This window comes from Burkholderia sp. Nafp2/4-1b (assembly GCF_003635165.1).
Taxonomy (GTDB): domain Bacteria; phylum Pseudomonadota; class Gammaproteobacteria; order Burkholderiales; family Burkholderiaceae; genus Burkholderia.
Genome location: NZ_ML058617.1, coordinates 119,121 through 145,260, shown reverse-complemented (window position 1 = coordinate 145,260; position 26,140 = coordinate 119,121). Strand labels below are relative to the sequence as shown.

The following is a 26,140-nucleotide window of genomic DNA, read 5'->3' as shown; positions in this document are numbered from 1 at the left end:
CGGCAACTGCTGGCCAGAAGCGGACACTCGACCTCGGTACGTAGATCGCTGACAAGCGTGGCGACTCATTCGCTCAAGTCTCATATCGATGAAAGTGTCCCGAGATTTCGGAATTGTTGTCCGACGGTCCGCGCTTGCGGTCATGATCGAATTCAATATTCAGAGATACTTTGACGAATCTGACGGTCTGGTATTGCTTGGTCTATTTTTGGAGGCGATGTAGCCGACGAATGTATGAGCTCTTTGCAAAAGCGTGGTCTCACGTATATCGAAGATTTTTTTATCTTTGAGGGGGGCGTTCCCGAAAGGTGTTCACTCGAGGTATTCTGAACGCGTCCACAGACGAGACACACCGGGCTTCGGCCAAAAGCGAAAAACCACAAATGCCGGCGACGCTCAATGCGGACAAACGCCCTGACATTGATCGCTTGAGGTTGTTGTGACGGTTGGCGCGCCGCTGCCAGCGCGCTATGATCCATTTATCAAGACGTTTGAGCACTTCTTGCCTGCGTTTTCTCACGGTAGCTTATCCGTCACGTGAAGATGAAGGGATCCCTTTCCCCTTTTCCTCGACTACGGGGCAATAATCCACACAATCTGTTCAACCCACATCGAGAACGGTATGGTTGCGGAACTAATTTCGCTTCGCCCAACGAGCGCGGAAGACGCAGAACTGATTACTGTTTGGCTCCAAGCCCCCGGCACGGCGAGCAAGTTGCTTTGGCCGTTCCGCGTTGACATAGAAGGCACGAAAGATTTCATAAGAGTGTCGCAGAACGATCCCAGCGTTCGATTGTTCGTCATCGAGGCAAGTAAACCCATTGGCTTGACGCTCTTGTATGCGATAGATTTAATAAAATTGGATGCCTTCACTGGAGTGTTAATCGGTTCCCCAGACGACCGCCGTAAGGGTTACGGCAGGGAGTCCCGGCGGATGTTACTGTCATACGGGTTCGAACAACTCGGACTTCACCAAGTATTTGCGAAGATTCGCCCCGAAAATGCAGCGGCGGAAGGACTTCTTCTGTCAATGTCGTATGAGCGAATTGGTCCTCATGAAGATAATGAGGAGTTCATTTTTTTCAGGCTCTCGAGAGAAAAATGGCAAGAGCGCTCACCTCGTGAGCACGCGCACATCGAAACTAACTCTAGATTGTCCTGATGTATTACAAACCGTTCCGTGCCATCGCTTCGCACCGTTAAACAGTAAGCAGGTGCCGCGGGGGACAGAGATGGGGCGAGAAGACCAACCTTCGTTGTGTTGGTGCCCGAGCCACAGACTGTTCGTCCCGAAACTATCGGTGAGTGCAGTCCAGACATTAATTGCATCGCCGGGGAGCCGATGCTGAGAGTCGGTGTGGAATCCCCGGACAGACGGCTGCGTTCGATTCGTATAAAAGCGCTCAAGAAACTGCCGAGGCTGCAATGTTCGAGCTAGGATCTCGTGCCCTGCCGGTGAGACCAGGCGAACCGAGAAATGCGCACGAAATGTGGGAGCGCTTTGCACGTGAGTGATTGTGCCCACATATGGTTGCACTACGTCGTGTAAGTACTCCAAGAGTAGACCATTGATTTCGTGCGCATGACGGTCACACTTCGCTTGGAAACTGGTAACTCTTTCGACATAGTTGCGGAGGTCAACTGTAAGGTGTGAATGTAGATTTTCTAAGTCCGTCGTTTCCCAGAGGTCCTCCATCCAGGCTCGAAAAGGAAACCTAGTCTCTGAAAAAGTAACTGTCAACGCACCTTCCGGGTCAAACACAGTAGCTGCTCCGCGCGTTCCGGGCTCAGTGGCTCTAACTCAACCTCCTCAAGAGCGCTTTCGAGTCCCAAAGATTGAAGTTCCTCAAGATAAACGGGTCCCCTTCTTGCCGGAGGAATGTAAAGCGTATCGATTCCGGAAAGCTTCAAAGTCGCAAGTTCTGCCAGCTTGATCCATTTGATCACTGGCGCGCATATCGAGTATTGCGCTGCCTCATAGACCGCGACCTCGTGCGCACCATCGTAAACACTAAGCAGGTAGTCCACCAACCGCTGTGTGTTACGTCCATCAAACCCGCCGAAGCTATACCCGAGATCGCCGACACAAGCAATTTGCCATACTACGGTGTGCAGCGTCGGATCGAGTGTCCGTCGACGGACAACCAAATCCGTTGCCTCGTAGATCAAACAACCCCTTGACGGATCAAAACCCAAGTCGCAAAACAAGCAATCTAAAGATGAAACGGCTGGCAGCATTTTAGCTTCGTAGCCTTCATGCCGCGCGATTTCGACCGCTCGATGTCCAGGGTTTACGAAAATACCAGGGTGTCCATAGTAGACGGCGCAGACGCTTTCGCCCGCCCGAACACAGTCCATGGTCCTCTCGACCATCTGGCTATACGTCTCCGTTCGTGACTTACCTTCCCCATAAAAAACATATAGCGATTCATGGTTAGGGTTTAGGCTCATGATTAGCCGCTCGGTCGGAGCATCAGCGACGCAATACAGTACTCGAGTCGCGGCGGCGATCCAGCCGGTGCTCTCCCTCGAGATCTGTCCTGCGGTAATACCTGTGCCGACAACTATTAGAGACCCCCTTTTGCTCATTTGTTTTTCCCGCCTTTCAGCATTCCCACGAAGAGCTGACCGTTTTGGGCAACGTATATTTGATTGGGGATTTCAACGGTAGACTGATCCACTGTGATGTGAATCTCAACTACAGGGTCAATTTCAATGAGCGCAGGGTTGAACTGAAGCGTCCTTTCGGGGGTGAACTGGGCTCTGGCCTCAAGCCCATCTTCCAAAGAAACCGCATGCTTCCGCATGTGGGAAGCGATGCCATTTCGAACGTCGGATTTCTCCTCGTCCGACAGCCCATACTCATCCATTACAACTTCTCTGTTTGCGAGAAACCGGATGAGAGTCTCGGGATGAGAGGTGGCCAACAAAAAGTCGGTGAACGCAGTTGACATATGGCGCTCCTAATTGCTGCTAAGAACCCCGGACCCTAGCGGGCGAAAATAACAATTCAAAGCATGCTGCTCCTGAGGCCGCTAGGTGTCAAGTTGCCCTGGTGGGGCACCACTCAATACCGCTAGCTTAGGACTTCCACGACCCTGGCCAAGCGGCTGGCTTTACATCAGAGTCCTTCAGCGGTCCGGAGCAAAGGTCAGACAATGCTTCGTCTTGGCAGGACGTTCGTTAGCCGGGTCAGTGCGCTTCCAAACGTCCGTTTTGGGTTGCGGATTCAACCCGTCGATGCAACACACTTGAGGCTGCATAGCAGCGAGGAGTGTTGCATCGACGGGTTGAATCCGCAGTCGTTAGCGGACGATCCTAAAAAGGGCGAGCATAGGTCTTGGCGTAGGTTTGTGCGTCAGGCCTTGGCAGATCAGACGCAGGTACTGCTGCATCATCGCGATGCGCTTGCAGGCACTGCCGCAGATCGCATATTCATTTTCCGCGGATAAGGTACTTTTGTGCCTGGGCCGGCGATTGTTCCGTCTGGATGAAGAATCTGCTCCTGTAGGACATCTCTGGCCGCCTAGAGGAGGTCCTCGATCTCGATAACCCCGAAGTTTTTGGGGTTCAACAGCTGAGCAGACTTGCTCTTGATGTGAACGTCGCCTTCAACTCGGACCAGCTTAGAGTTGTCGTGTGCTACGACTGCCTGATGATAGTCGTCGCCGGTCAACTCGACCTGCACTTTGCGGTCGACGTTGCCGAGTGTCGAGTCGATGGTGATAGTGCCCGATGTTTCCTCCTTCGGCCGGCTCAGTTTCGTAATGTAACCAGTCAACTGTCGCCCAGGCAGGATGTAATCACCCTTGTAGTATCCGCTCGCCTTTTCCAAGGTGTCAACGTACTTGCCATCGAACATAAATTTTGCTGGCTTGGTCTCGAAGAGCGGAACGGGTGCCATCGTCACGGTAACCTCGAAGGCTCGATTGCGCTTTTCACCGCTGAAGCCGAGCAGAGCATCGCACATATTTGAACTTGCACCTGCGAGGACGGCCTCGTCGAACACGACGAGATCGCCCATTTCTTCATAGGTTGCAGTCGCCTTCTCCAGAGCACTCAAACCGGCTATAAGGTTTGATGTGATTGCTTGTGCAAGGGGATTGGTCGCCATTACATTGTTCCCATCGGCGATCGCCTGCACTGGGGCGATGACATTGACCACATAGCTCCCAATCTCTGTCTGCCCAAGCAAGAGCGTATCAAGGTAATCCTTCGCTTCCTTTGGAGCCCCCCGTGTAAACTGCTTGCGCTTCGCATACAGCGACCGCGCTGCGGCAGACAAGAGATCTTTGGCCTTCGCAATCAGCAGGACGCCGTCGTTGATGGGGATCGTCCCGTCGCTCGTGTCGTCGTGCACCACCCGAATAGTGACTACATTCGCAGATAGCCGCTTGACTTCACTCACGACCTCCGACACTGGGCGATTTTCAAAGGATGCGATCGACGCGAGAGCGTCACGAAACCGTTGTCGATAGTCCTTTACGTAAGACAGCGGAAGGATAACCTCGGCGTCTTCGTTATCTCGCCGATGCCAGATCGTTGCAACGCTTCGAATCTTTCCGTCTTCGAACCATTGGTTGTGTTCAAGATATGCCCTGAGCTGATCGGGGGACACCTCGTGATCCAGGCGGCGAACGGAGCTATTCATAGCCACTCCCCTTCGCTAGCGCGATCCATCATAGCCTTTAGGGTTTCGGTCGTGAGACGTTGAGTCAACGGGATCGAGACCGTCACAGTTTGCGCATTGTCGGTGGGTTCGTAGTCGCGCAGCGAAAGCCAATAGCAGTTTCGGTGAAGCTCAATGTGCTCCTCATTGTGTCCAACCCAGTGCTGCACGTCCTCAGGTACAAGCAGTACCGCAAGGTAGCGCGGGGAGGCAAAGTCAGAGCCGCGCAGGTCGTCGTAATTCTTGCGCGGAAGTGGGAACTTGATCACCTGACCATCGACAACGTCTTGAGAGGTGCACTTGAGCTGGAACTCGATTTGAGGGCTGCGAACGAGGTGTCCGTGGTACCCCTTGCTCTTGAAAGCAACGTCAATGCTGTCGTCGTCAACGGATGAGGAGGTGCGGTTCAGTCCTGCATGTGCGGCGAGTGCGCACACGTAGGCATAGTTGAACTCCTCTTTCTGCTTCTGCGGGTCCATGAGCGCGTGGGTTCATTTTTTCGTTTTCTATAGCCGTAAATTAGCATGGTTTCGTTTTGCGGCCGAAAACGCTGGTGCTCGGGGCTGTCATTTCTTTTGGAGTGCAGCAGCAGAAGAGTCTGATGGCAGATGATGGGCCAGTACCCGAAATCTTGTGAGACGTGGCCTCGGTCGAATCACCGCATCGCTGCCGTGGACGTACTCTTCGGCTCGTCAAGACGAACGGGTACGGACAGCTGTGACCAAGCTGTGTCTGGAAGAAGTGTCGAAAGATCGCAAACTCAATAAAGATCAGCAAAATCCACATAGCCTACAGGCTGACCGGCGCGAGACTAATGATTAAAGATCAATGAGTTACATGTCTTTGTCTGTGATCGATCGTCATCGACATGTCGACGCAATTCCTGTGAACGTAAGACGAAAACAGGCGGTAGTGTAAGGCAGCGCGCGCGACGCGCCGGGCGCGGCATGTCGTCCGGCCGCATGCGACGATGGCGGTGGCGGCCATGTTTTGAACTACGCTGTAGGAACGCGTGGCCCACGCGCCGACGAACACGCGGGACGAATTGCAACATCCGCAACTTCAGCCCGACTCGACCGATTTCGCCTGCTTTTGCTCGATCCGCGTCATCCATCCAACCTCGCACGCCCAGCCGACGGAGCAACCTCGCGATGATCTTCCGGCAACTGTTCGACCCGCAATCGTCGACCTATACGTACCTGCTCGCCGACCCCGCATCGCGCGAAGCGCTGCTGATCGATCCCGTGTTCGAGCAGGTGCGCCGCGACGCGGCGCTGCTCGACGAACTCGGGCTGCGGCTCGTCGCGACCGTCGATACGCACGTGCATGCCGATCACGTGACGGGCGCATGGCTGTTGAAGCAGCGCACCGGCAGCGTAATCGCGATCTCGGCCGCGAGCGGCGCGCAGGGCGCCGACCGCTACCTGAACGACGGCGATCGCTGCGCCTTCGGCTCGCGCTACCTGACCGTGCGCGCGACGCCGGGCCACACGAGCGGCTGCATCAGCCTTGTGCTCGACGACGAATCGATGGCGTTCACCGGCGATTGCCTGCTGATTCGCGGCACCGGCCGCACCGACTTCCAGCAGGGCGACCCGCGCGCGCTGTATCGCGCGGTGCACGGGCGGCTCTTCACGCTGCCGGCGGCCTGCCTGCTGTATCCCGCGCACGACTATCGCGGGCTGACGGTGACGAGCGTCGGCGAGGAACGGCGCTTCAATCCGCGTCTCGGCGGCGATCTCAGCGAAGACGATTTCGCGGGCTACATGTGCAATCTCGGGCTCGCGCATCCGCGCCAGATCGACGTCGCGGTGCCCGCGAACCTGCAGTGCGGCGTCGCCGCGAACGCGCCCGACGCGCAGGCGGTGCCCGACTGGGCGCCGCTCGTCTATACGTTTGCCGGCTTCTGGGAAATCGATCCGCAGTGGCTCGAGGATCATCTGCCGGCGGTGCAGGTCGTCGACGTGCGCGAGCCGGACGAATTTTCGGGCCCGCTCGGCCATCTGCCCGGCGCGACGCCGATTCCGCTCGGCGAACTGGCCGCGCGCACCGGCGAGCTCGCGCGCGACCGGCCGATCGTGACCGTGTGCCGCGCGGGCGGCCGCTCCGCGCAGGCGACCGTGATCCTGCTGAAGGCCGGCTTCGATGCCGTCGCGAACCTCGGCGGCGGGATGCTGCGCTGGCGCGGCGAAGGCCGCGTCGTGAGGGACGGCCGGTCGTAACGGCGCGACACCGCGCCAGCAAAAAAATATGCGGACCGATGTCGAATCGGTCACGTGCCGTACGTCGTCAAGGTATCCGATCACGTCGCGCCGCATGACGCGGCGCCAAAACCCGAGAGACCCCGCGATGAAGCCGACGCTATACGCCCATCCCTTTTCGTCCTACTGCCAGAAGGCGCTGACCGCGCTGTACGAGAACGGCACGCCGTTCGACTATCGCGTGCTCGCGCACGACGATCCGAAGCCGATGCAGGAACTGGCCGCGCTGTGGCCGATGAAGCGGTTCCCGGTGCTGGTCGACGCGGGCCGCACGGTGATCGAGGCGACGATCATCGTCGAGTACCTCGACCTCTACCATCCGGGCCCCGTGCGACTGGTGCCCGACGACCGGCGCGCGGCGCTGGAAGTGCGGATGATGGATCGTTTCTTCGACAACTACGTATCGACGCCGCAGCAGAAGGTGGTGTTCGATGCGTTGCGGCCGGAGCACGAGCGCGATGCGCGGGGCGTCGCCGATGCGCGTGCGATGCTCGAAACGTCGTATGCGTGGCTGGATCGCACGATGGCCGATCGCGAATGGGCGGCCGGCGATCGTTTCGGCCTCGCCGACTGCGGCGCGGCGCCGTTCCTGTTCTACGCGGACTGGACGCACCGGATCGATCCGTCGTTCGCGAACGTGATCGCGTATCGCAAGCGCCTGCTGGCGCGTCCGTCGTTCGCGCGGGCGGTCGACGAAGCGCGGCCGTATCGCGCGTTTTTCCCGCTCGGCGCGCCCGATCGCGATTGACGTGCGCGGCCGCGATCGCTGCCGCGGCGACGACGCAGGCGGCCGCATGCGCGGGGCGCGATGGCGCCGCGCAGGGCCGGCAGCGTGGGCCTGGGCGTCGTGTCGACAGCAGCGGATGCATCGCGGCGGCGCCCGTTACATCGCGGTGCGCTTGACCGACTGCGCGAGCGTCAGCAGTTCGTCGAACTGCGTGATCAACTCGAAGCACAGCAGGAACGCGAGCGTGTAGGCGGGCGAGGGGAAGCGCCGGATCGCGTCCAGCACCTGCGGCGCAAAGCGCGCTCGAATCGAATCGCGCGTCAGCAGCCAGGCGATTGCGATGCCGATCGCGGCACCTGCGATCAGGTCGGTCGGATAGTGATAGCCGAGATACGCGCGCGGCACGCAGATGAACACGGTCGCATACAGCAGCGCGATCACGCCGGCGCGGCGCGCGATGATGAAGATGCCCGTCGCGATCGCCATCCACAGCATCGCGTGATCGCTCGGAAACGAGCTCCACGCCTGCAGCGTGGCAGCACGCAGTTCCTCGGACGGGAAATGCAGGTGCAGGTCGGGGTTGTAGATCGGCCGCACGCGGAACGGCAGGACTTTCGCGAGCAACCGGCCGAACGCGAGCGCGACGATCCCGCTCGCGACCGTCGCGATGACCAGCTCGCGTTGCCGTTCGCGGTGCGGCCCGGGCTGGAACCAGAGCCAGCACAGCACGGGAATGAGCACGAAGCCCTTGAACGTATAGAGGCCGGCAATCACGCGGATCGCATGGTTCATCAGCGGGTCGAGCGTGACGCGGGTGAGGAAGATCTGGATCGTGGTGTCGAAATTATTCATGTTCTGCGACCCCGGCGGACACGCAGCGCAGGACATGCGGCCGGCAGGAATCAGGAAGCGCGCTCCCACCGGAGCGCAATGGTGGGGAAGTATGTCATCGGTAATTTCGAAGAAAATGGGAAAAAATACCGGGAATCCCCTGAGAAAACGCGATTTTGCGGTGGGGCCGGAGTGGAGCGGCCCGCGCGGCCGGGCGCACACGAATCGTCTGACGGTTGCGCGCGATGTCTTCAGCGTCGCCGAAAAATAATCCGTTGAACTACCCAATTCGACGAGTCGTCGCACACCTTGCATCGGATGACCGAATAAGGGCCGTGTCTTGCACGGAGCTGCCGCGCTGCGCCGCGCGGCGCAGCACCGAACGAAAACAAAAAGAAAAGGCGGACAAGCCCTGTGGGCCTGTCCGCCTCGCTTTCGCGATGCCGCGAATCAACGGCGCCACATGCGCACGGCCAGCGCGGCGAGCGACGTCGTCACGGCCAGCACGATCACCGCATTCCAGCCCAGTTGCGCGAGCAGCCAGCTGCCGAGCGCGGCGCCGGCCGCCATCCCGATGAACATGCCGACGAACAGCACGGCGTTGAGGCGGCTGCGCGACGCCGGATCGATCCGGTAGACGATCGACTGGTGCGCGATCAGCGTTGCCTGCACGCCGAGGTCGAAGCCGATCGTCGCGACGGCGAGCAGCGCGAGTTGCGCATGCGGCGTCATCATCGGCGCGGCGGCCATCGCGGCGAACGACACCGTCGCGATCGCGATGCCGATCCGCGTGACGCGTTCGGGACCGTGGTGATCGGCGAGGCGGCCGGCCACCGGGGCGGCCAGTGCGCCGGCGGCGCCTGCGAGACCGAATGCGCCGGCGACCGCGCTGCCGAGGTGGAACGGCGCGCCGTGCAGCATCACCGCGAGCGTCGACCAGAACGCGCTGAACCCGATCGCGAGCAGCCCTTGCGCGAGCGCGGCCCGGCGCAGCGCCGGATGACGGCGCCAAAGTTCGCCGAGCGACCCGATCAGCGCGCGGTACGACAGCTGCGTGGTCGGTTCGAAGCGCGGCAGCCCGCGTGCGGCCACGACGCCGATCGCGGCGACGCTGGCGGCCGCGAGCGCGAACATCGCGCGCCAGCCGGCCGTTTCCGCGACGAAGCCGGCGACGACGCGCGACAGCAGGATGCCGAGCAGCAGCCCCGTCATCACCGTGCCGACGATGCGGCCGCGATGCGCATCGTGCGCCAGCGTCGCGGCGGCCGGCACGACGTCCTGCGCCATCGTCGCGGTCAGGCCGATCGCGAAGCTCGCGGCCAGCATCAGGCCCAGCGACGGCGCGACCGCGGCGAGCAGCAGCGCGACGACCAGCGCGGCGGCTTTCGTCACGATCACGCGGCGCCGGTCGAAGCGGTCGCCGAGCGGCGCGAGCAGCAGGATGCCGAGCGCATAGCCGAGCTGCGTGAGGGTCGGCACGAAGCCGATCGCGCGGGCCGACGCGCCGAGGTCGGAGCCGAGTGCGGCGAGCATCGGCTGCGCATAGTAGAGCGGCGCGACGCCGAGACCGGCCGCCGCGGCGAGCAGCAGCACGAGGCGGCGATCGGGCATCGAGGCGGCGGCCGCATGGGCCGGCGCATGGGCCGCGCGCGGCGCGGCGGTGAGACTGGTCGGGGTGGACATCGCGTGCATCCTTGTGTGGGTAACGGATGGACCGCAGTGTGCCGACCGGCGGCCGGCCACGGTAGTACCGCCTGGCGCAGATTTGTTATACGCTCGGCGAATGACCGAAAAAATCTCCGCTTCGCCCGTTGCTGGCGGGTCTCCGCGTGCCGAGACGGTGCCTGTGGACGGCGCCGGCTATCGTTTCGAGTTGATGGAAACGTTCGTACGCATAGTCGAGTCCGGCAGCCTGTCGGCGGCCGCCGCGCAATTGCAGACGACGCAACCGACCGTCAGTCGCCGGCTGCAGGCGCTCGAGCGCTCGCTCGGCATGCGGCTGCTGCAGCGGACCACGCATGCGATGCGGCTGACCGTCGACGGCGAGCGCTGCTTCATGCGCGCGAAGGAGTTGCTGGCCAACTGGGCGGCGTTCGAGGCCGACTTGCGCGGCGTGCAGGACGAGCCCGACGGGCTGCTGCGGGTCGCGGTGCCGCACGCGTTCGGGCAGGAGCGCTTCGTCGTTGCGGTCGCGCAATTTCTGCGCGATTACCCGCGCGTGTCGGTGGAATGGTTGCTGCAGGACGAGGTGCGCGATTTCGTCGGCAGCGGGATCGACTGCGCGATCCAGGTCGGCGAGCCGACCGATCCGGGCGTCGTCGCGATCCGCCTGACCAAGGTGCCCCGCTTCGTGGTGGCCGCGCCGTCGGTGCTGAACGGCACGGCGGTGCCGGCCGACCCCGACGCGCTCGCCGCGTTGCCATGGCTTGCCTTGCGCACGTACTACCGGACCGAGCTGACGCTGACGCATGCCGCGACCGGCGACACGCGCCGCATCGCGATCCGTTCGCGCTTCACGACCGAGAACCTGTACGCGTTGCGCAGCGCGGCGTTGCTCGGCGTCGGCGCGTGTGTCGGTTCGTCGTGGCTGCTCGCCGACAATCTCGCGCGCGGCGAACTCGTGCATCTCGCGCCGGAGTGGGAGGCCGCGCCGTTACCGGTCTACCTGACGTACCCGCACGCGCAGTTCTATCCGTCGCGGCTCGTGCGTTTCGTCGCGATGATGCGCGAGGCCGTGCCCGCGCTCGTCGAAGGGGCCGATCGGTAGGCGCCGTCAGCCGCGCCGGATGCCTTCGGGCAGCGCACTGATGCGGCGCACTTCGGGCGAGTCGAGCCACGCGCGGGACGTCGCGCAGTCGACGAACATGTCGGTCGCATCGTCGCCCCAGAACAGGTCGCCGTCGAGTTCGAAGGTCGGCACGCCGAATACGCCGTGCGCGATCGCCTGATCGGTGTTCGCGCGCAGCGCGTCCTTCACCGCTTGCGCTTCGACGGCCGTCACGCCTTGTGGAAAGCCGACCGCGTCGCACAGCGCGGCGAAGCCTTCCGGCGTCGACACGTCCTGGCCGTCGCGCCAGATGTACCGGAAGATCCGCCGGATCGTATCGGGCGTGCTGCCCATCGCGATCGCGAGACGCAGCGGCCGGATCGGGTTGAACGGGTGCGCGGGCGGCATCCGGAACGGGATGCCGAGCTTGTCCGCGCGATATTGCGCATGGCGGTAGGTGAACACACGCTTCGCCGCGATCTCGGCCGGCGCCTTCTGGCCCCAGTGCGTGAGCAGCGCGCCGAGCACGATCGGCTTCGGTTCGAACGCGGCGGCGGGCGGCAGTTGGTCGAACCGTTCCTGCTGCAGATACGCGAACGGCGACACGAAATCGAAATACCAGGTGGCGGTGCGCGCGGCGGTCATCGCAGGGGTCTCCTTGTTTGGTCCGGATCATCGCGTGCGGGGTCGGGGGAGGCCGGCGGAGCGGCGACCGATGCACGCGGTGGCGACCCAGTGTCGCATGCGGCCGCCTTTTGCGCTGCCGGCGCCGCGGGCACCGCATGGCGCCTAGGGTTGCGCGGTATTGTCCGCCGACCCCGCTGACCCGTCCGACCCGTCCGCCCCCGCCGCGAATCGCGCGAGGCTGTCGCGCACGGCCGGCGCGTCGTAGCGCGCGCCCGCGCCACCGAGCGCGACGGTCGCCTTCTGCGCGAGCGGCAACAGCAGCATGTTCGAGAGCAATTTCCCGGTCGACAAGGGTTCGTATTCGTACGTGAACGGCTGGAACGCGTTCAAGCGACTGACCGCGCACGCGAGTCCGAACGAGCGCGATGCGCTGTTTCGCGGGACGGTCACGCGCGTCTATCGGCTCGCGTGACTGGCGCTGCGGCGCGCGTGCGGCGGCCGGCTCAGCCCTTCTCGACCAGCGCCGCGAGTTTCGCGAGCGCCATCCGCCAGCCCGTCTCGTTGTCGGCGGCCGGCACGCCGGGCGGCAAGCCGTCGTGCACCGCATCGACGCGCGTGCCGCCTTCCTCGTCGCACAGCGTGATCGTGATCGTCATCGCGCCGCGCAGCATTGGATCGTCGGTTTCGAACACGTCGATCTCGACGATTTGCTCGTCGGGCACGAGCGTCACGAAGCGGCCGTGATAGGTGTCGGTATGCGCGGTGGTCTTGCCGGTACCGTCCGACGCTTCGTCGTAGCTCAGCGACACGCGCAGCGCGCCGCCTTCGCGCGTGTCGTAAGCGTGCACGCGGCACGTCATGCCGTCCGGCACTTTCCATTGTTCGACGGCATGCGGGTCGAGCAGCGCGCGATAGACGCGCCCGCGCGGCGCGTTCAGGTGCCGGCTGACCCGGGTCGAATGCGTGTGCGTGTGCAGCATAGGGCCTCCTGCGCAGCGCGCGACGGTGCCTGCCGGCTGCCGGCGGGTCGTCGCGCTTCCTTCAGGAATCCTAGGCGCGCGCGGGGCCGCATGCAATGGCCGCGGCCGCGCACGCATGCGCGGTCAGCGCAGCGCGGCCGCGAATTCGTCGAGCTGCGTGATGCAGGTGTTCCAGCCCTCGAAGAAGCCGAGCGCCTCGTGGCGCTCGCGCGTCGCCGCGTCCGGATGCATTACGCGCGCCTCGTAGCGGCAGCCGGCGGTGTCGTCGGTCATCGTGATGATGGCCGTGAAGTCCAGCCACGGTACTTGCGGCCGCCAGCCGCCGGTGAGCATCGACGTGAACGCGATCCGCGCTTCCGGCACGATTTCCAGGAAACAGCCCGGGTTGTCGCTCGTGCCGCCGTCAGGGCCGCGCATGAACGTATGGAAGGCGCCGCCCGGGCGCAGGTCGAACGCGCGCACTTCGGTGGTCCACGGTTTCGGGCACCACCATTCCTTCAACAGGTCGGGATCGGTCCACGCGCGCCAGAGCGCGTGGCGCGGCGCGCGCAGCATGCGCGTGATGACGAGATCATGGGCTTCGACGGGGTCGACGTGGCTGGCTGACATGCGCTTGCTCCTCTTGATGATGGCGTTCGACGAATTCCACGAGACGGTCGGAGCGCGCTTCCCACAGCGCGCGCTGCGCGGCGAGCCACTGCTCGGCTTCCGCGAGCCGGCTGCCGACCAACTCACAGGTGCGCGAGCGGCCGGCCTTCCGGGTCAGGATGAGGCCGCTGCGCTCGAGCACCGCGACGTGCTTCATGAACGACGGCAGCGCCATGTCGAACGGCGCGGCCAGTTCCGACACGGTCCGCTCGCCGCCGCCGAGCGCGCTGACGATCGCGCAGCGCGTCGGATCGGCGAGGGCGTGGAATACGTCGTCGATACCGGGTTGAAAGTTAGCCATGCGGCTAAGTATAGGCAATGCAGCGGGAATTTTCATCGCGTAGGATGATGGGGCGGCAACACGTGCCGACAGGGCGGGGGCGCCGCGTTGTCGGAAGTTGGCCTCCGTTGCCACCTGTTGCCCGCCGTTGCGCCGGCATCGACCGCACGCCGGCATTCCATTCCACCTTGGCGCACGCCGACCGAACGCGTGCCCAGCCTGAACTACCGGAGAGGGTATGACAGAACCCGTGAGCGTCCGCCGCGTCGACGCGAGCGAAGCGCGTGCGTGCATCGACGCGCTGGCCGACGTGCTGATCGATTGCGTCGAAGGCGGCGCGTCCGTCAGCTTCATGCTGCCGATCGCGCGCTCGACGGCCGTCGCGTTCTGGACGCGCGTCGCCGACGGTGTCGCGAGCGGCGAGCGCATTTTGCTCGTCGCCGAGGACGCGGCCGGCCGGATCGTCGGCACCGTGCAGATCGTGACCGAACAGCCGGAGAACCAGCCGCATCGCGCCGATATCGCGAAGATGCTCGTGTCCCGCCAGGCACGCCGGCAGGGGATCGCCGCGCGGCTGATGGCGGCGGCCGACGCAGCGGCGCGCGATGCCGGCAAGACCGTGCTCGTGCTCGACACCGTGACGGGAGGCGATGCCGAGCGCCTGTACGAGCGCGCCGGCTGGCAGCGCGTCGGCGTCGTGCCGAACTATGCGCTGATGCCCGACGGCACGTTGTGCGCGACCACGTACTTTCACAAGCAGCTCGTGTAACGGTTCGAGACGAGGCAAGCGCGGCGTGCGATCCGGCGGTGCCGTCCCAGACTGGCGACCAGCTCTGGGGCTCGTGCGCGCGCCGAACAGCGGCAGCAGTTCGGGAGCGTGCAGCAACACGAGCACGGTCTTGCTGTCCTTCGTGACAGCATGAAAGCCGCGCTGCGGGCATCGCCGCTCCGATATAGTTGCGCTGCAAATCGCCCCGGAACGCCAACGGAATCGCCGCCTCGATGAAACGCTCCCATGTCGCCTTCGCCCTCGCGGGCCTGCTCGTCGCGGTGCCGATCGCGGCCTACGCGCTCGTCAAGCCGCTGCGCGTCGTCGCGCCCGCGCTGCTCCCGGGCGTGTCATGCCCGAGCGCGGACATCTGCATCGACGACACCGCGAAGCTCGACGCCGCGCAGCAGCTCTATCGCGACGGCTACGCGCGCGCGGCGGCGGCGGTGGGCCGGTTCGGGGCGGCGCCGCGCGTCGTGTTCTGCTCGACGCGCGCGTGCGCGGACCAGTTCGGTCTCGGCGAACGCGCGGCACTGACGCTCGGGGATTTCGGCGTGGTCATCGCGCCGCGCGGCTGGCAGACCTACTTTCTCGCACACGAACTGATCCATCACCGCCAGGCCGAAGTACTCGGCAACCTCGCGGTCGCGACCAAACCGCGCTGGCTGATCGAAGGGATGGCGTATGCGCTCAGCGACGATCCGCGCCATCCGCTGAAGGAGCCGTTCGAGTCGTGGCGCACGCAGTTCGCGGCGTGGCATGCCGCGTTGGGCCAGCAGCCGCTGTGGGATGCCGCGAAGGGGGTGGAATAACGGTCGTACTCGATCGGTAACTGTCTCCGCCGCTCCGCCGCTACGCTGGCGCGGCCGGATCGTCGGACTGCCCGACGAGCGTGCGCCGCCCTGCATCGAGAATCTCGTCGGCCAGCGCCGGATCGGTGCCGGCCACCGCTCGCGACAACACGAGCGCGCCGATCATCTGGCTGAAGATGGCGATGGCGTCGCCGCGTGCATCCGGTGTTGCCGGGTTTTCCGCGGCTACCGTCCGTTCCAGCCGCTCGAGATACCCGGCCACGCCGTGCGCGTAGCAGGCGCGTGCCGCATCAGTGAGGCGCGGCGCGTCGCCCGCGAAGCCGGACAGCGGGCAGCCGGCTTCGACGTTGTCGCGGTGCTTGCTCGACAGGTAAGCCGTCACCTGCTTCGCGACGCTGCCGGTGTTCGGCGAATCCGCGCGATCCTGCATGGCCTTCTCCACCACCGCGGCCACCAGCGCGTCCTTCGACTTGAAGTGGTTGTAGAAACCGCCCTGCGTGAAGCCGGCTTCCTTCATCAACTCGGTCAACCCCACCGCGTCGACACCGCGCACCCGGAACAGCCGCTCGGCCGCCGCGATGATCGCGTTGCGGTTTTCGGCCGCCTGTTGTCTCGACACGCCCATCAATCCCTCCCTCATTCCGGCAATGTCGCCGATTGAAAAACACAATGGCGATCACCATTGACGCGCCAAAAACGCGCTGACACAATGCGTCGCAAGACGATGGTGATCGACATTGACATCAAGTGTAGCCGACTTCGCGAGCGGAACGAAACGAAGCGACAGGCGCCGCGCGGATGAGCGTCGGCCCACGTCTGGGGTGCGAAGGAGCGCGGGCGGCGGCATGGCCGGCGTTCCGGCACTGGCGGAGCAACGGTTCGGGTACGCGATGGCAGCGTGTTTTTCACCGGATCCCGCGCGCGCGGCGAACCGGCGCGAACGGGATCGACTATCCGGAAGGAACGATCATGAAGATCGAAGGTGCAGTCGTTTTCATCACGGGCGCGAACCGCGGGCTTGGCCTCGAATTCGCGAAACAGGCGCTCCAGCGCGGGGCGCGGAAGGTCTATGCGGGTGCGCGCGATCCGGCCAGCGTGACGCTGCCGGGTGTGGTGCCCGTGAAGCTCGACGTGACCGATCCGGCGGCGGTGGCCGCGGCTGCCGACGCGGCGCGCGACGTCACGCTGCTGATCAACAATGCGGGCATCGCGCGGCTCGGCAGCCTGACCGACGACGGCGCGGTCGACGCGCTGCGCGATCACTTGGAAACCAACGTGTTCGGCGTGCTGTCTATGGCGCGGGCATTCGCCGGCACGCTCGCCGGCCACGGCGGCGGCGCGATCCTGAACGTGCTGTCCGTCGCGAGCTGGGTGAACCGGCCGATCCTGTCGGGCTACGGCGTGTCGAAGTCGGCCGCATGGGCGCTGACCAACGGGCTGCGGCATTCGCTGCGCGAGCAGCACACGCAGGTGGTCGGGCTGCATGCCGGCTTCATCGATACGGATCTGACGCGCGGCCTCGACGTGCCCAAGGCGACGCCGGCCGACGTCGTGCGCCAGGCGTACGACGCGATCGAAGCGGGTGCGGAGGAGGTGTCGACCGACGACTTCACGCGGCAGGTGAAGGCCACGTTGTCGGCCGGTGTGTATCTGGAGGAGGCGGCGCCGGTCTGACGCCGCCTTTGGAAGCCGGGGCCGCCGCCCGCGCATGCGCGCGGCGGGCCCGATAACGTCAGACCGTCGTATCGATGATGCCCGGGATCTTCACGTCCGGGTTCACGTCCGCGTCGTAGTCGACGCCGGCGATCTCGAAGCCGAACAGGCGCAGGAACTCGGTCTTGTAGCCTGTGAAATCGGTCATTTCGTACAGGTTCTCGTTCGTGACCTTGTCCCACATCGCGACGACCTTGTCCTGCACTTGCGGATCGAGCTCCTTGTAGTCCGCGCGCAGACGGCCTTCTTCGTCGATGTGCGGCGTCGTGCCGTACAGGCTGTCCTTCAGGAGCCCGTACACCTGCTCGATGCAGCCTTCGTGCGTGCCCTGTTCCTTCATCACCTTGAACAGCAGCGACAGGTAGAGCGGCATCATCGGGATCGCCGAGCTGGCCTGCGTGACGACGGCCTTCAGCACCGACACGCGCGCGTCGCCGCCGTGCGCGGCCAATTTGTCGCGGATCGACAGCACCTTCTTGTCGAGATCCTTCTTCGCTTCGCCGATCGAGCCGTTCCAGTAGATGTCGTGCGTGATCTGCTCGCCGAGATACGTGAACGCGGTGGTTTTCGCGCCGTCGGCCAGCACGCCGGCTTCATCGAGCGCGTCGATCCACATCTGCCAGTCCTCGCCGCCCATCACCGCGACGGTGCCGTCGATCTCTTCCTGCGTCGCCGGCTCGAGCGATACCTCGCGGATCACTTCCTTGTCGGTGTCGAGGCCGCGGAACGTGACCGACTTGCCGACCGGCTTCAGCGTCGAGCTGATCGTTTCGCCCGTCTTCGGATGCGTGCGGCGCGGCGCCGCGAGGCTGTAGACGACCAGGTCGACCTTGCCGAGATCCTGCTTGATGGTGTCGATCGTGACCTGCTTGACCTTGTCGGAGAATGCGTCGCCGTTGATGCTGCGCGCATAGCGCCCCTTTTCGGCGGCGAATTTCTCGAACGCGGCGGTGTTGTACCAGCCGGCGGTGCCCGGCTTCGTCTCGCTGCCGGCGCGCTCGAAGAACACGCCGAGCGTGTCCGCGTCCGAGCCGAATGCGGCCGAGATCCGGGCCGCGAGGCCGTAGCCGGTCGACGCGCCGATCACGAGCACCTTCTTCGGGCCGTTGGCGATCGGGCCGTGCGAAGTCACGTAGTCGATCTGTTCCTTGACGTTGGCTTCGCAGCCGACCGGATGAGTCGTCACGCAGATGAAGCCACGCACGCGCGGTTTGATGATCATGAAAACCTCTGTCTAATCGGAAAGGCGGGGACGGCCTGAAATCGGAAAATCCCGCGCATTGTAATGGAAGCGGGCGAGCGCGGCGGCAAAGGCGCGCCGCGACGGCGGGTGTAGCCACTGAGGGCCCGGCCGGGGCACGTGCAGTTCGCGTCGCTGCCAGTTATTTCTCTCTTGACAGAAATAACTGAAAAAACTAAATTCCCGGACATGGAACTCACACCGATTGCCGAACGATTCATCCTCCACTGGGGCGAAATGGGCTCGCGGTGGGGCGTCAACCGCACCGTATCGCAGATTCACGCGCTGCTGTACCTGGCCGGGCGGCCGGTCGCGGCCGACGAGATCGCCGAGACGCTCAATGTCGCGCGCTCCAACGTCAGCACGAGCCTGAAGGAACTTCAGGCGTGGCGGCTCGCGAAGGTCGTGCACGTGCTGGGCGATCGGCGCGACCACTTCGAGACGTCGACCGACATCTGGGAACTGTTCAAGCTAATCGTGGAAGGGCGGCGGCAGCGCGAGATCGAACCGACGCTCACGGTGCTGCGCGACTGCCTGACGAGCCCCGAGATCGCCGACGAGAGCCGCGAGACCGAACAACGCATCCGCGACACGCTGCAGTTCGTCGAGACGCTCACGACCTGGTCCGACGAAATGCTGCGGCTCAAGCCCGACACGCTGATGAAGGCGCTCGGCATCGGCGCGAAGATCAGCCAGACGGTCAGGCGCAAGTCGTCGAAGTAAGCGGCATCGGACGTGCGGGCACGCAGCCCGCTTTTTTTGGCAACGTTATTTCTGTCTATACAGAAATAACTGTAAGGAGAGGATGAAAATGAAGCAGGCATCGCGGTCGATCCACCGGCATGCCGCACCGCGGAGGGCGACATGAACATCCTCGTGTGCGGCGCGAACGGCTTCATCGGGCGCACGCTGAGCGCGCGGCTCGAAGCCGGCGGCCATCGCGTGCTGCGCGGCGTGCGTCATGCGCTGGGTCCGCACGATGTGGCGATCGACTTCGCGAAGGATGTCGATCCCGATGCGTGGCTCGCGCGGCTGGACGGCGTCGACGTGGTGATCAACGCCGTCGGGATCCTCACCGACCGGCGCGGTGCGACGCTCGATTCCGTGCATCGTGCGGCGCCATGCGCGCTGTTCACCGCATGCTGCCGCGCCGGTGTGCGACGTGTGATCCAGATCTCGGCGCTGGGCGTCGAGCGCGGCGACACGCCGTATTTCTCGAGCAAGCTGGCGGCAGACGCCTTCCTGCAGACGCTGCCGCTCGATTACCGGATCGTGCGTCCGGCGCTCGTCTACGGCACGGCCGGCACGTCGGCGCGGTTCTTCCGAATGCTCGCGAGCCTGCCCGTGCACGCATTGCCGGCGGGCGGCCGTCAGCGGCTGCGCCCGGTGCACATCGACGATCTTGCCGAACTCGTCGCGCGGCTCGGCGACTCACCGTCGGCGGCAGGCAACGCGGTCGTCGACGCGGTCGGCGGCGATGAAGTCGAGTATCGCGAGATGCTGAGCGTCTATCGCGCCGCGCTGGGTTTCCCGCCGGCGCTGCGCGTCGTCCTGCCGGGCCCGATGGTCGGCGCGGCGGCCGCGCTGCTCGGCACGCTGCCGGGCGCGATGCTGACCCGCGACACATGGACGATGCTGCGCGGCGGCAACACCGGCGACCCCTCAGCGCTCGCGGCCGTACTCGGCCGGCCGCCGCGCGGGCTGCGGCATTTCATCGGCGCGGCCGGCGACGCGAACGCGAACGCAGACGCAGACGCAGTCGCACTGCGCCGCGACGCGCTCGCGATGTGGCGGCGGCCGCTGCTGCTCGGTGCGCTCGCGATCGTGTGGCTCTGGACGGCCATCGTCAGCGCGTTCATCCATCCGCGGGCTGACAGCCTCGCGATGCTCGCCCGCGCGCACCTGACCGGGCTGCCCGCGCTGATCGCGCTTTACGGGGCCTGCGCGCTGGATTTCGCGTTCGGCGTGGCGACCGTCGTGGCGCCGTCGCGCCGTCTGTGGGCCGCTCAAGCCGCACTGATCGTCGCGTATTCGGCCGTCATCGCGGTCACGATGCCCGGCCTGCTCGCCGAGCCGTTCGGCCCGGTGCTGAAGAACGTGCCGATTCTCGCGATCCTGTTGATCCTGTTTTCAGAAGAAGAACACGCATGAATACCTATCTCGTGATCAAGACGCTGCATATCCTGTCCTCCGTGCTGATGGTCGGCACGGGCTTCGGCACCGCGTTCTACCTGTTCTTCGCGAACCGCACGCGTTCGGTGCCGGCGATCGCCGCCGTCTCGCGCCTCGTGGTGCGCGCGGACTGGTGGTTCACGACGCCGGCCGTGCTGTTCCAGCCGGCGTCGGGGCTGTGGCTCGCGCATACGGCCGGCTGGCCGTGGACGACGCCGTGGCTCGTCGCGTCGATCGTGCTGTATGCGATCGCGGGCGCGTGCTGGCTGCCGGTCGTGTGGCTGCAGCTCGAGCTGGCCGCGATCGCGAAGCTCGCGCATGCGAACGGCGACGCCGCGCTCCCCGAGCGCTACTGGCGCTATGCGAAGCGCTGGGAACTGCTCGGTTATCCGGCGTTCTTCGCGATGCTGACCGTCTATTTCCTGATGGTGCTCAAGCCGATGTGAGCGGGGCCGGCGGCGCGGCAAGCAGCGATTTCGGCCGCCGCTCTGGCGATTCCCGTGCGCTCGTGTATAAATTCGACGGAAGCGCGTTCCGGCCGCTTCGAGTACCCGAGCGCACCGAACGCTTCGCCTTCGACCTGACAAGGAGCCCGCATGCTGCACATCCTCGGCAAGATCCCGTCCATCAACGTCCGCAAGGTGCTGTGGGTGTGCACCGAACTCAACATCCCGTTCGAACAGGAAGACTGGGGTGCGGGCTTTCGTACGACCAACGACCCGACCTATCTCGCGCTGAATCCGAACGGCCTCGTGCCGGTGATCAAGGACGACGACTTCGTGCTGTGGGAGTCGAACACGATCATCCGGTATCTCGCGAACCGCTATGGCGGCGACGCGCTCTATCCGGCCGAGCCGCAGGCACGTGCGCGGGTCGACCAGTGGATTGACTGGCAGGCGTCCGACCTGAACCGTTCATGGGTCGGCGCGTTCCTCGGCCTCGTGCGCAAGTCGCCCGATCACCAGGACCCGGCGGCGATCGCACAGTCGATCGCGGGCTGGACCAACCACATGAAGGTGCTGGAAACGCAGCTCGCAGCGACCGGCGCGTTCGTGGCCGGCGATCACTTCACGCTCGCAGACATTCCGATCGGCCTGTCGGTGAACCGCTGGTTCGGCACGCCGTTCGAGCGTCCGGACTTCCCGGCGGTGAAGCGCTACATCGAGCGTCTCGCGCCGCGCGAAGGGTTCAGGCAGTATGCGGGCAGCGCGAACCCGTAACGCAGCGCAAGCCGCGCGGTGCGGCAGCGTGGCGGCATGACCGGCGCCGCCGCACCGCTGATACATCACGTTGCATCACGTCACATCATGTCGCGTCATCGCGTCACGAGCCGGAGGCCGGCACGGCCTCGAGCACGCGCGACAGAAACGCCTCGTGATTCCACGCGGATTCCGGCCGCGACAACCCGAGCCGCACGACCACCAGCTCGCGGCTCGGCACCACGCTCACGAACTGGCCTTCATGGCCGACCGCATGAAACGCGTCGGCGGGCAGCGGGTGCGCGTGCGAATCTCGATCGTTGAACGGCTCCGGTACCTTCACCCACAGGTGCGCGCCGAATTCCTCGCGCGTCGACAGCGTCGTCACGCGCGTCAGATAGCGCACCCAGCCTTCCGGCAGCAGCCGCTGCCCGTTCCACGCGCCGTCCTGCAGCAGAAGCTGCCCGAACCGCGCCCAGTCGCGCGCACTCGCATACATGAACGACGCGCTGCCGAGCGTGCCGGCCGCGTCGGGCTCGAACACCGCGCTGCGCATGCCGAGCGGCGCGAACAGCGCACGCCGCGGAAACGCGAGGTAGTCGTCCTCGGTGCCGCCCATCGCCACGCGCATCACGCGCGCGACGATCGCGCTCGTGCCGCTCGAGTACGCCCACTGCGTGCCGGGCGCCGCGGCGAGCGGCTTGGCCGATGCGAAGCGTGCGGTATCGGGCCGGGTGAACAGCATCACGGCGACGTCGGACAGCGGGTCGTCGTAGTCCTCGTTGAATTGCAGGCCGCTCGTCATCCGCAGCAGCTCGTCGAGTGTGATCGCCGTGCGCGGGTCGGCGTGGCCGCGCCATTCGGGCAGCAGCGCCGACGCATCCGGCGACAGCTTGTGCTGCGCGACGAGCATGCCGACCAGCGCGGCCGTCACGGTCTTCGTCATCGACCAGCCGGGCAGTGGCGTGTCGGCGGTGAAGCCGGGCGCATAGCGTTCGGCGATCACGTGGCCGCGCCACATCACGACGACCGCGCGCGTGCGCCGCGGCCGCGCCGGATCGGGTTCGTCGAACGCGCGGTCGAGCGCGGTCTGCAGCTTGTGCGTATCGATGTCGGCGGACGGAGCGGTCAGCGCGACCGGCATCGTCTGCACGGGCGACGCATCCGCGGCGGGCGGCAGCACGGCCGGCAGCACGCCGGGCGACGGCCCGAGCGCGAGCGTGCAGCCGAGCCCTGGCCGGAAATCCGCTTCGCGTTGCGCGAAGCCGGCGAACGTCGCGACCGCGCGACGATGCTCGGGATCGATCGACGGGCGTACCAGTTTCAGCAGCGGATGCACACCGGCCATGATGTCGACGTCGATCACCGATGCGGCCGGACGGCCGGACACGAACACGCCGGAACACAGCGCCTTCGCGGCATAGCCCGTCGCGATCGGCGCGAGCCGCGACAGCATGTAGCCCGTGTAGCCGAGCGCAGCAACGAGCGCGACTGCGGTACCGCGCAGGATCAGCGATTTGAAGGGGATCGTCATGCGCGAGCGTCCTCGGTGGCGTGCCGGCCGGCAACGATCCGGCAGTGTCGCAGGTTCGGGCGACGCGGTGCAATCGCGGTTGCATGACGAGCGACCGTGGCCGTGTGCGTTCTCCATTGCCGCGGATCGATCGTCGGGCGGGCAAGGTCGACAACGACGGACAACGATGGACAACCGGTTGAACTCCGGCAGGCCGTCGGCCGATAATCGTCCGGCAGCGCTCCCAGACAAACCGCTATCGGAAACATCGGAAAACGCCATGTCCTACGACAACAACAACCCGTTCGCGCGGATCCTGCGCGGCGAACTGCCGTGCGTGAAGGTCGCCGAAGACGACGCGACCCTCGCGATCATGGATCTCATGCCGCAGGCCGACGGTCACGTGCTCGTGATCCCGAAGGAGCCGGCCGCGCAGATCTTCGAGCTGTCCGGCGACGCGGCCGCGGCCGGGATCCGCATGACGCAGCGCGTCGCGGCGGCCGTGCGCGCGGCGCTCGGGCCGGACGGCGTGTTCATCGGCCAGTTCAACGGCGCGGCGGCGGGGCAGACGGTCCCGCACGTGCATTTCCACGTGATCCCGCGCTGGGAAGGCGTCGAGCTGCGGCTGCACGCGCGCGACATCGCCGATTCGGCCGCGCTCGAATCGATCGCGCAGCGCATCCGCGCACGTTTCGTGTAACGCGCGTGCGGTTCGTGGTTCGGCCGGAGCCAACGAGCGTGTGCTGCGACGTCGTCCGGACCTGTTTCGGCGGTCACGCGGCGTAACACCTGTAACCGCTCGCGAAACTCCTCCCGGCGGCCCCGGCGCTAGACTCCGCGCATTGCTACATCGAGCGACAGGAAGCGGCGCAGCGCCGCTTCGTGCCGGCCGTCGCAGGCTGCGACGCCCCGGCTCTCGCGCGATGCAACGTGTCCTCTTCGCCGGGAATCGAGCCATGTACAAAGTTCTCATCACGATCGCGCTGATCGGCGGCCTGTCGGGCTGCTATGTCGCACCGCCTTACGGCTATGCCCCCGCGCCGGTCTACTACGGCTATGCACCGGCGTACTACGCACCGCCCGTCAGTGTCGGGATCGGTGGCCACTTCCGCATTCGTTGACCTCGCGGCGGGCGCGGGCCCGTCCCGCCCGTCGATCGCCGCGTCGATCGATGCTCCGCCGCCGCTTTTTCGCCAGTTCCAGCAGCAACGACTCGCGCGCCGCCCGACGGCGCGCGTGCGCATTGAACGCCCGGGTCCCTATACTTCACAGGAAAGTCCACCCCGGCGAGGCAGCCATGGCCGTGACGCGCAAGGTCGCAATCGTGTCGAGCGTGTCCACGCTCGTCTATCTCGGGCTCGCCGTACTCGGCATCGGCGGGTTCGCCGCCTTCTTCTCGCATCCGCAACTGACCGTCATCGCCGTCGCGACGCTCGCGCTGGGCGCCGCCGCGTTGTTCACCGAAGGCAACCTGAGCGCCGGCGAGCGCGAGGACCGCGACAACCGCTGGGTGCTCGCGGCCTTCGCGGCCAGCGGCTTCCTGCTTGCCTATCTGCCCGCGCTGACAGACCGGCTCGACGTGTGGACCCTCGGCGGCGACACGGTGCGCTGGAGCGGCGTCGTGCTGTACGTCGCGGGCGGGGTGCTGCGCATCTGGCCCGTGTTCGTGCTCGGCAAGCGCTTCAGCGGGCTCGTCGCGATCCAGCCGGGCCATACGCTGGTCACCGAAGGCATCTATCGCCGCATCCGCAACCCGAGCTATCTCGGGCTGCTCGTCAATGCGCTCGGCTGGGCGTTGGCGTTCCGCTCGGGCGTCGGGCTGCTGCTCGTCGCGCTGACGATGGTGCCGCTCGTGGCCCGCATCCGGTCGGAGGAAGCGCTGCTGCGCGCGCAGTTCGGCGCCGAATACGACGCGTACTGCGCGCATACCTGGCGGTTGATACCCGGCGTGTACTGACCTTCGGTCGTTCGTGAATGACTGGGTCGACCGCCGCCGGCTTCCGGCGCATCGCCGATGTGTTGCCACGTGTGTCCGAACCGGCCCGACGGACGCTTCGCGCTCCATCGTTAAACAGGGGCGGACCGAAACGGAGCCCCGGCGGGCGGGCGTCTCCGGCGGTTTCGGCAAGCTTTTCCGGTCCTGTTCCGGTAAACAACTTGTTACCAGAATGTCGACAGCACGGACGGTCGACCGATGCTATTCTTCGCCGCAAGCTCATTGAAATGAATTGGTCCGGGATTCGGCACAATGCCGACATCGACGTCGATCGATTCAGATCGGCCTCACGAGCGGACCTTCAATAACCAGATTGCGAACAAGGAAGAATACGGGAATGTGGAAGAAAATCGCCCCCGCTCTCGTCGTCGCCGCGTTGACCGGCGCGACCGCACTGCCGGCAATGGCCGGTGACTTGAACAACGCGCTTGGCGGCGCGCTCGGCGGGGTTGCCGGCGCAGCGGTCGGTGGCGCGGTCGGCGGCAGCACCGGCTCCGTCATCGGCGGCGCGATCGGCGGGGGCGCAGGCGGCGCAGTGACGTCGAACCGTCGCGAGCGTACCGGCGCAATCATCGGCGGCGCCCTCGGCGGCGGCGCGGGTACCGCAGCCGGCAACGCGATGGGCGGCCGCACGGGCGGCCTGCTGGGCGCGGCCGTCGGCGGCGGCGCAGGTGCGGCGCTGGGCGGCAACATGTCGCGCAGCTCGTACGAACGCGATCACGGCGATCGCGGCTATCGTCACCGCAAGCATCGCCATCACCGCGACTGGGACTGATCGCCGCGGGCGCGGCACGGTGCGTCGGTAGCCCATCCGACAGTCGGCCCGGCGGCCTCAGCCGGGCCGTCATCGCCGCCAACACCGGCGAAATTCATCTCCTTCAGCAGTTCACGGCGGACCCCATTCGACGGGTTCGCGCCTTTCCTCCCGCTGTACCT

30 protein-coding genes and 1 pseudogene are annotated in these 26,140 nt (G+C 65.2%); 17 read left to right on the top strand and 14 right to left on the bottom strand.

Annotation, left to right across the window (positions count from 1 at the left end):
• Positions 1 to 622: 622 nt before the first annotated feature.
• Entirely contained in the window at positions 623 to 1,162 is a 540-nt protein-coding gene (locus C7H84_RS26095; RefSeq protein WP_121861478.1) for a GNAT family N-acetyltransferase, read from the top strand.
• A 575-nt stretch (positions 1,163 to 1,737) separates the two neighbouring features.
• Here C7H84_RS26095 and C7H84_RS26090 read toward each other — a convergent pair.
• The 4 genes from C7H84_RS26090 to C7H84_RS26075 form a co-directional block, all read right to left on the bottom strand.
• Positions 1,738 to 2,589, bottom strand: a complete 852-nt coding sequence (locus tag C7H84_RS26090) for an SAM-dependent methyltransferase (protein ID WP_121861477.1) — start codon at positions 2,587 to 2,589, stop codon at positions 1,738 to 1,740.
• Positions 2,586 to 2,954: a hypothetical protein gene (locus tag C7H84_RS26085; protein ID WP_121861476.1), complete on the bottom strand. Its 369-nt coding sequence runs from the start codon at positions 2,952 to 2,954 to the stop codon at positions 2,586 to 2,588. The genes C7H84_RS26090 and C7H84_RS26085 overlap by 4 nt, the downstream gene beginning before the upstream one ends.
• 572 nt (positions 2,955 to 3,526) lie before the next feature.
• On the bottom strand, positions 3,527 to 4,651 hold the full coding sequence (locus C7H84_RS26080) for a hypothetical protein (RefSeq protein ID WP_121861475.1): 1,125 nt from the start codon (positions 4,649 to 4,651) through the stop codon (positions 3,527 to 3,529).
• Positions 4,648 to 5,148, bottom strand: a complete 501-nt coding sequence (locus tag C7H84_RS26075) for a DUF4365 domain-containing protein (protein ID WP_121861474.1) — start codon at positions 5,146 to 5,148, stop codon at positions 4,648 to 4,650. The genes C7H84_RS26080 and C7H84_RS26075 overlap by 4 nt, the downstream gene beginning before the upstream one ends.
• A gap of 672 nt (positions 5,149 to 5,820) precedes the next feature.
• Here C7H84_RS26075 and C7H84_RS26070 point away from each other — a divergent pair.
• Complete coding sequence (locus C7H84_RS26070) at positions 5,821 to 6,891, top strand: MBL fold metallo-hydrolase (protein ID WP_121861473.1); 1,071 nt, start codon at positions 5,821 to 5,823, stop codon at positions 6,889 to 6,891.
• A 127-nt stretch (positions 6,892 to 7,018) separates the two neighbouring features.
• A complete protein-coding gene (locus tag C7H84_RS26065; RefSeq protein WP_121861472.1) occupies positions 7,019 to 7,678 on the top strand; it encodes a glutathione S-transferase family protein in 660 nt (219 codons plus the stop codon).
• Positions 7,679 to 7,813: 135 nt separating this feature from the next.
• Here the strand turns inward: C7H84_RS26065 and C7H84_RS26060 are convergent, their stop codons facing one another.
• Positions 7,814 to 8,509, bottom strand: coding sequence for a phosphatase PAP2 family protein (locus C7H84_RS26060; protein WP_121861471.1), 696 nt, complete (start codon positions 8,507 to 8,509; stop codon positions 7,814 to 7,816).
• Between C7H84_RS26060 and C7H84_RS36550 the strand changes: the two genes are divergently transcribed.
• On the top strand, positions 8,508 to 8,759 hold the full coding sequence (locus C7H84_RS36550; RefSeq protein ID WP_162999366.1) for a hypothetical protein: 252 nt from the start codon (positions 8,508 to 8,510) through the stop codon (positions 8,757 to 8,759). The two genes, C7H84_RS26060 and C7H84_RS36550, sit on opposite strands and share 2 nt — an antisense overlap.
• A 179-nt stretch (positions 8,760 to 8,938) precedes the next feature.
• Here the strand turns inward: C7H84_RS36550 and C7H84_RS26055 are convergent, their stop codons facing one another.
• Entirely contained in the window at positions 8,939 to 10,171 is a 1,233-nt protein-coding gene (locus C7H84_RS26055) for an MFS transporter (protein ID WP_121861470.1), read from the bottom strand.
• A 100-nt stretch (positions 10,172 to 10,271) separates the two neighbouring features.
• Between C7H84_RS26055 and C7H84_RS26050 the strand changes: the two genes are divergently transcribed.
• On the top strand, positions 10,272 to 11,255 hold the full coding sequence (locus C7H84_RS26050; RefSeq protein WP_121861469.1) for a LysR family transcriptional regulator: 984 nt from the start codon (positions 10,272 to 10,274) through the stop codon (positions 11,253 to 11,255).
• A gap of 6 nt (positions 11,256 to 11,261) precedes the next feature.
• Here the strand turns inward: C7H84_RS26050 and C7H84_RS26045 are convergent, their stop codons facing one another.
• Both C7H84_RS26045 and C7H84_RS36545 read right to left on the bottom strand, forming a co-directional pair.
• On the bottom strand, positions 11,262 to 11,900 hold the full coding sequence (locus C7H84_RS26045) for a 2-hydroxychromene-2-carboxylate isomerase (RefSeq protein ID WP_121861468.1): 639 nt from the start codon (positions 11,898 to 11,900) through the stop codon (positions 11,262 to 11,264).
• A 144-nt stretch (positions 11,901 to 12,044) separates the two neighbouring features.
• Positions 12,045 to 12,206 carry a hypothetical protein gene (locus tag C7H84_RS36545; protein ID WP_162999361.1) on the bottom strand — a complete coding sequence of 54 codons (162 nt, stop codon included), beginning with the start codon at positions 12,204 to 12,206 and terminating at the stop codon, positions 12,045 to 12,047.
• On the opposite strand from C7H84_RS36545, the pseudogene C7H84_RS26040 reads away from it, so the two are divergent.
• Positions 12,205 to 12,354: pseudogene (locus C7H84_RS26040) on the top strand (amidohydrolase); the annotation flags it as partial. The gene C7H84_RS36545 and the pseudogene C7H84_RS26040 overlap by 2 nt on opposite strands.
• 31 nt (positions 12,355 to 12,385) lie before the next feature.
• On the opposite strand, the gene C7H84_RS26035 reads toward C7H84_RS26040, so the two are convergent.
• The 3 genes from C7H84_RS26035 to C7H84_RS26025 form a co-directional block, all read right to left on the bottom strand.
• Positions 12,386 to 12,862, bottom strand: coding sequence for an SRPBCC family protein (locus C7H84_RS26035; RefSeq protein ID WP_121861467.1), 477 nt, complete (start codon positions 12,860 to 12,862; stop codon positions 12,386 to 12,388).
• 123 nt (positions 12,863 to 12,985) lie between these two features.
• Positions 12,986 to 13,471, bottom strand: a complete 486-nt coding sequence (locus C7H84_RS26030; RefSeq protein ID WP_121861466.1) for an SRPBCC family protein — start codon at positions 13,469 to 13,471, stop codon at positions 12,986 to 12,988.
• The gene (locus tag C7H84_RS26025) at positions 13,434 to 13,811 is read right to left on the bottom strand and encodes a metalloregulator ArsR/SmtB family transcription factor (protein ID WP_121861465.1); all 378 of its coding nucleotides are present in this window, start codon (positions 13,809 to 13,811) and stop codon (positions 13,434 to 13,436) included. The genes C7H84_RS26030 and C7H84_RS26025 overlap by 38 nt, the downstream gene beginning before the upstream one ends.
• A gap of 217 nt (positions 13,812 to 14,028) precedes the next feature.
• Between C7H84_RS26025 and C7H84_RS26020 the strand changes: the two genes are divergently transcribed.
• Both C7H84_RS26020 and C7H84_RS26015 read left to right on the top strand, forming a co-directional pair.
• Entirely contained in the window at positions 14,029 to 14,559 is a 531-nt protein-coding gene (locus C7H84_RS26020; protein ID WP_121861464.1) for a GNAT family N-acetyltransferase, read from the top strand.
• Between the two features lie 233 nt (positions 14,560 to 14,792).
• A complete protein-coding gene (locus C7H84_RS26015; RefSeq protein WP_121861463.1) occupies positions 14,793 to 15,371 on the top strand; it encodes a hypothetical protein in 579 nt (192 codons plus the stop codon).
• A gap of 40 nt (positions 15,372 to 15,411) precedes the next feature.
• Here the strand turns inward: C7H84_RS26015 and C7H84_RS26010 are convergent, their stop codons facing one another.
• Positions 15,412 to 15,996: a TetR/AcrR family transcriptional regulator gene (locus tag C7H84_RS26010; protein WP_121861462.1), complete on the bottom strand. Its 585-nt coding sequence runs from the start codon at positions 15,994 to 15,996 to the stop codon at positions 15,412 to 15,414.
• A 344-nt stretch (positions 15,997 to 16,340) separates the two neighbouring features.
• Between C7H84_RS26010 and C7H84_RS26005 the strand changes: the two genes are divergently transcribed.
• Positions 16,341 to 17,045, top strand: coding sequence for an SDR family oxidoreductase (locus C7H84_RS26005; RefSeq protein WP_121861498.1), 705 nt, complete (start codon positions 16,341 to 16,343; stop codon positions 17,043 to 17,045).
• A 58-nt stretch (positions 17,046 to 17,103) separates the two neighbouring features.
• On the opposite strand, the gene fabV is transcribed toward C7H84_RS26005, so the two are convergent.
• Positions 17,104 to 18,306: an enoyl-ACP reductase FabV gene (fabV, locus tag C7H84_RS26000; RefSeq protein ID WP_121861461.1), complete on the bottom strand. Its 1,203-nt coding sequence runs from the start codon at positions 18,304 to 18,306 to the stop codon at positions 17,104 to 17,106.
• A 207-nt stretch (positions 18,307 to 18,513) separates the two neighbouring features.
• Between fabV and C7H84_RS25995 the strand changes: the two genes are divergently transcribed.
• The 4 genes from C7H84_RS25995 (at position 18,514) to C7H84_RS25980 (ending at position 21,716) form a co-directional block, all read left to right on the top strand.
• The gene (locus tag C7H84_RS25995; RefSeq protein ID WP_006760784.1) at positions 18,514 to 19,047 is read left to right on the top strand and encodes a MarR family transcriptional regulator; all 534 of its coding nucleotides are present in this window, start codon (positions 18,514 to 18,516) and stop codon (positions 19,045 to 19,047) included.
• Positions 19,048 to 19,188: 141 nt separating this feature from the next.
• Positions 19,189 to 20,475, top strand: a complete 1,287-nt coding sequence (locus tag C7H84_RS25990) for an SDR family oxidoreductase (RefSeq protein ID WP_121861460.1) — start codon at positions 19,189 to 19,191, stop codon at positions 20,473 to 20,475.
• Complete coding sequence (locus C7H84_RS25985; RefSeq protein ID WP_121861459.1) at positions 20,472 to 20,942, top strand: DUF2269 domain-containing protein; 471 nt, start codon at positions 20,472 to 20,474, stop codon at positions 20,940 to 20,942. The genes C7H84_RS25990 and C7H84_RS25985 overlap by 4 nt, the downstream gene beginning before the upstream one ends.
• Before the next feature lie 150 nt (positions 20,943 to 21,092).
• The gene (locus C7H84_RS25980) at positions 21,093 to 21,716 is read left to right on the top strand and encodes a glutathione S-transferase (protein ID WP_121861458.1); all 624 of its coding nucleotides are present in this window, start codon (positions 21,093 to 21,095) and stop codon (positions 21,714 to 21,716) included.
• A gap of 103 nt (positions 21,717 to 21,819) precedes the next feature.
• Here C7H84_RS25980 and C7H84_RS25975 read toward each other — a convergent pair whose 3' ends face one another.
• Positions 21,820 to 23,229, bottom strand: a complete 1,410-nt coding sequence (locus C7H84_RS25975) for a serine hydrolase (RefSeq protein WP_121861457.1) — start codon at positions 23,227 to 23,229, stop codon at positions 21,820 to 21,822.
• A 259-nt stretch (positions 23,230 to 23,488) separates the two neighbouring features.
• Between C7H84_RS25975 and C7H84_RS25970 the strand changes: the two genes are divergently transcribed.
• The 4 genes from C7H84_RS25970 to C7H84_RS25960 all read left to right on the top strand — a co-directional run bounded on the left by C7H84_RS25970 (position 23,489) and on the right by C7H84_RS25960 (position 25,979).
• Positions 23,489 to 23,908 (top strand): HIT domain-containing protein, encoded by a 420-nt coding sequence (locus C7H84_RS25970; protein ID WP_121861456.1) that lies wholly within the window; start codon positions 23,489 to 23,491, stop codon positions 23,906 to 23,908.
• Between the two features lie 256 nt (positions 23,909 to 24,164).
• Positions 24,165 to 24,329 (top strand): hypothetical protein, encoded by a 165-nt coding sequence (locus tag C7H84_RS36540; RefSeq protein ID WP_162999365.1) that lies wholly within the window; start codon positions 24,165 to 24,167, stop codon positions 24,327 to 24,329.
• A gap of 176 nt (positions 24,330 to 24,505) precedes the next feature.
• Positions 24,506 to 25,165 (top strand): isoprenylcysteine carboxylmethyltransferase family protein, encoded by a 660-nt coding sequence (locus C7H84_RS25965; protein WP_121861455.1) that lies wholly within the window; start codon positions 24,506 to 24,508, stop codon positions 25,163 to 25,165.
• A gap of 376 nt (positions 25,166 to 25,541) precedes the next feature.
• The gene (locus C7H84_RS25960; protein WP_059608095.1) at positions 25,542 to 25,979 is read left to right on the top strand and encodes a hypothetical protein; all 438 of its coding nucleotides are present in this window, start codon (positions 25,542 to 25,544) and stop codon (positions 25,977 to 25,979) included.
• Positions 25,980 to 26,140: the final 161 nt, after the last annotated feature.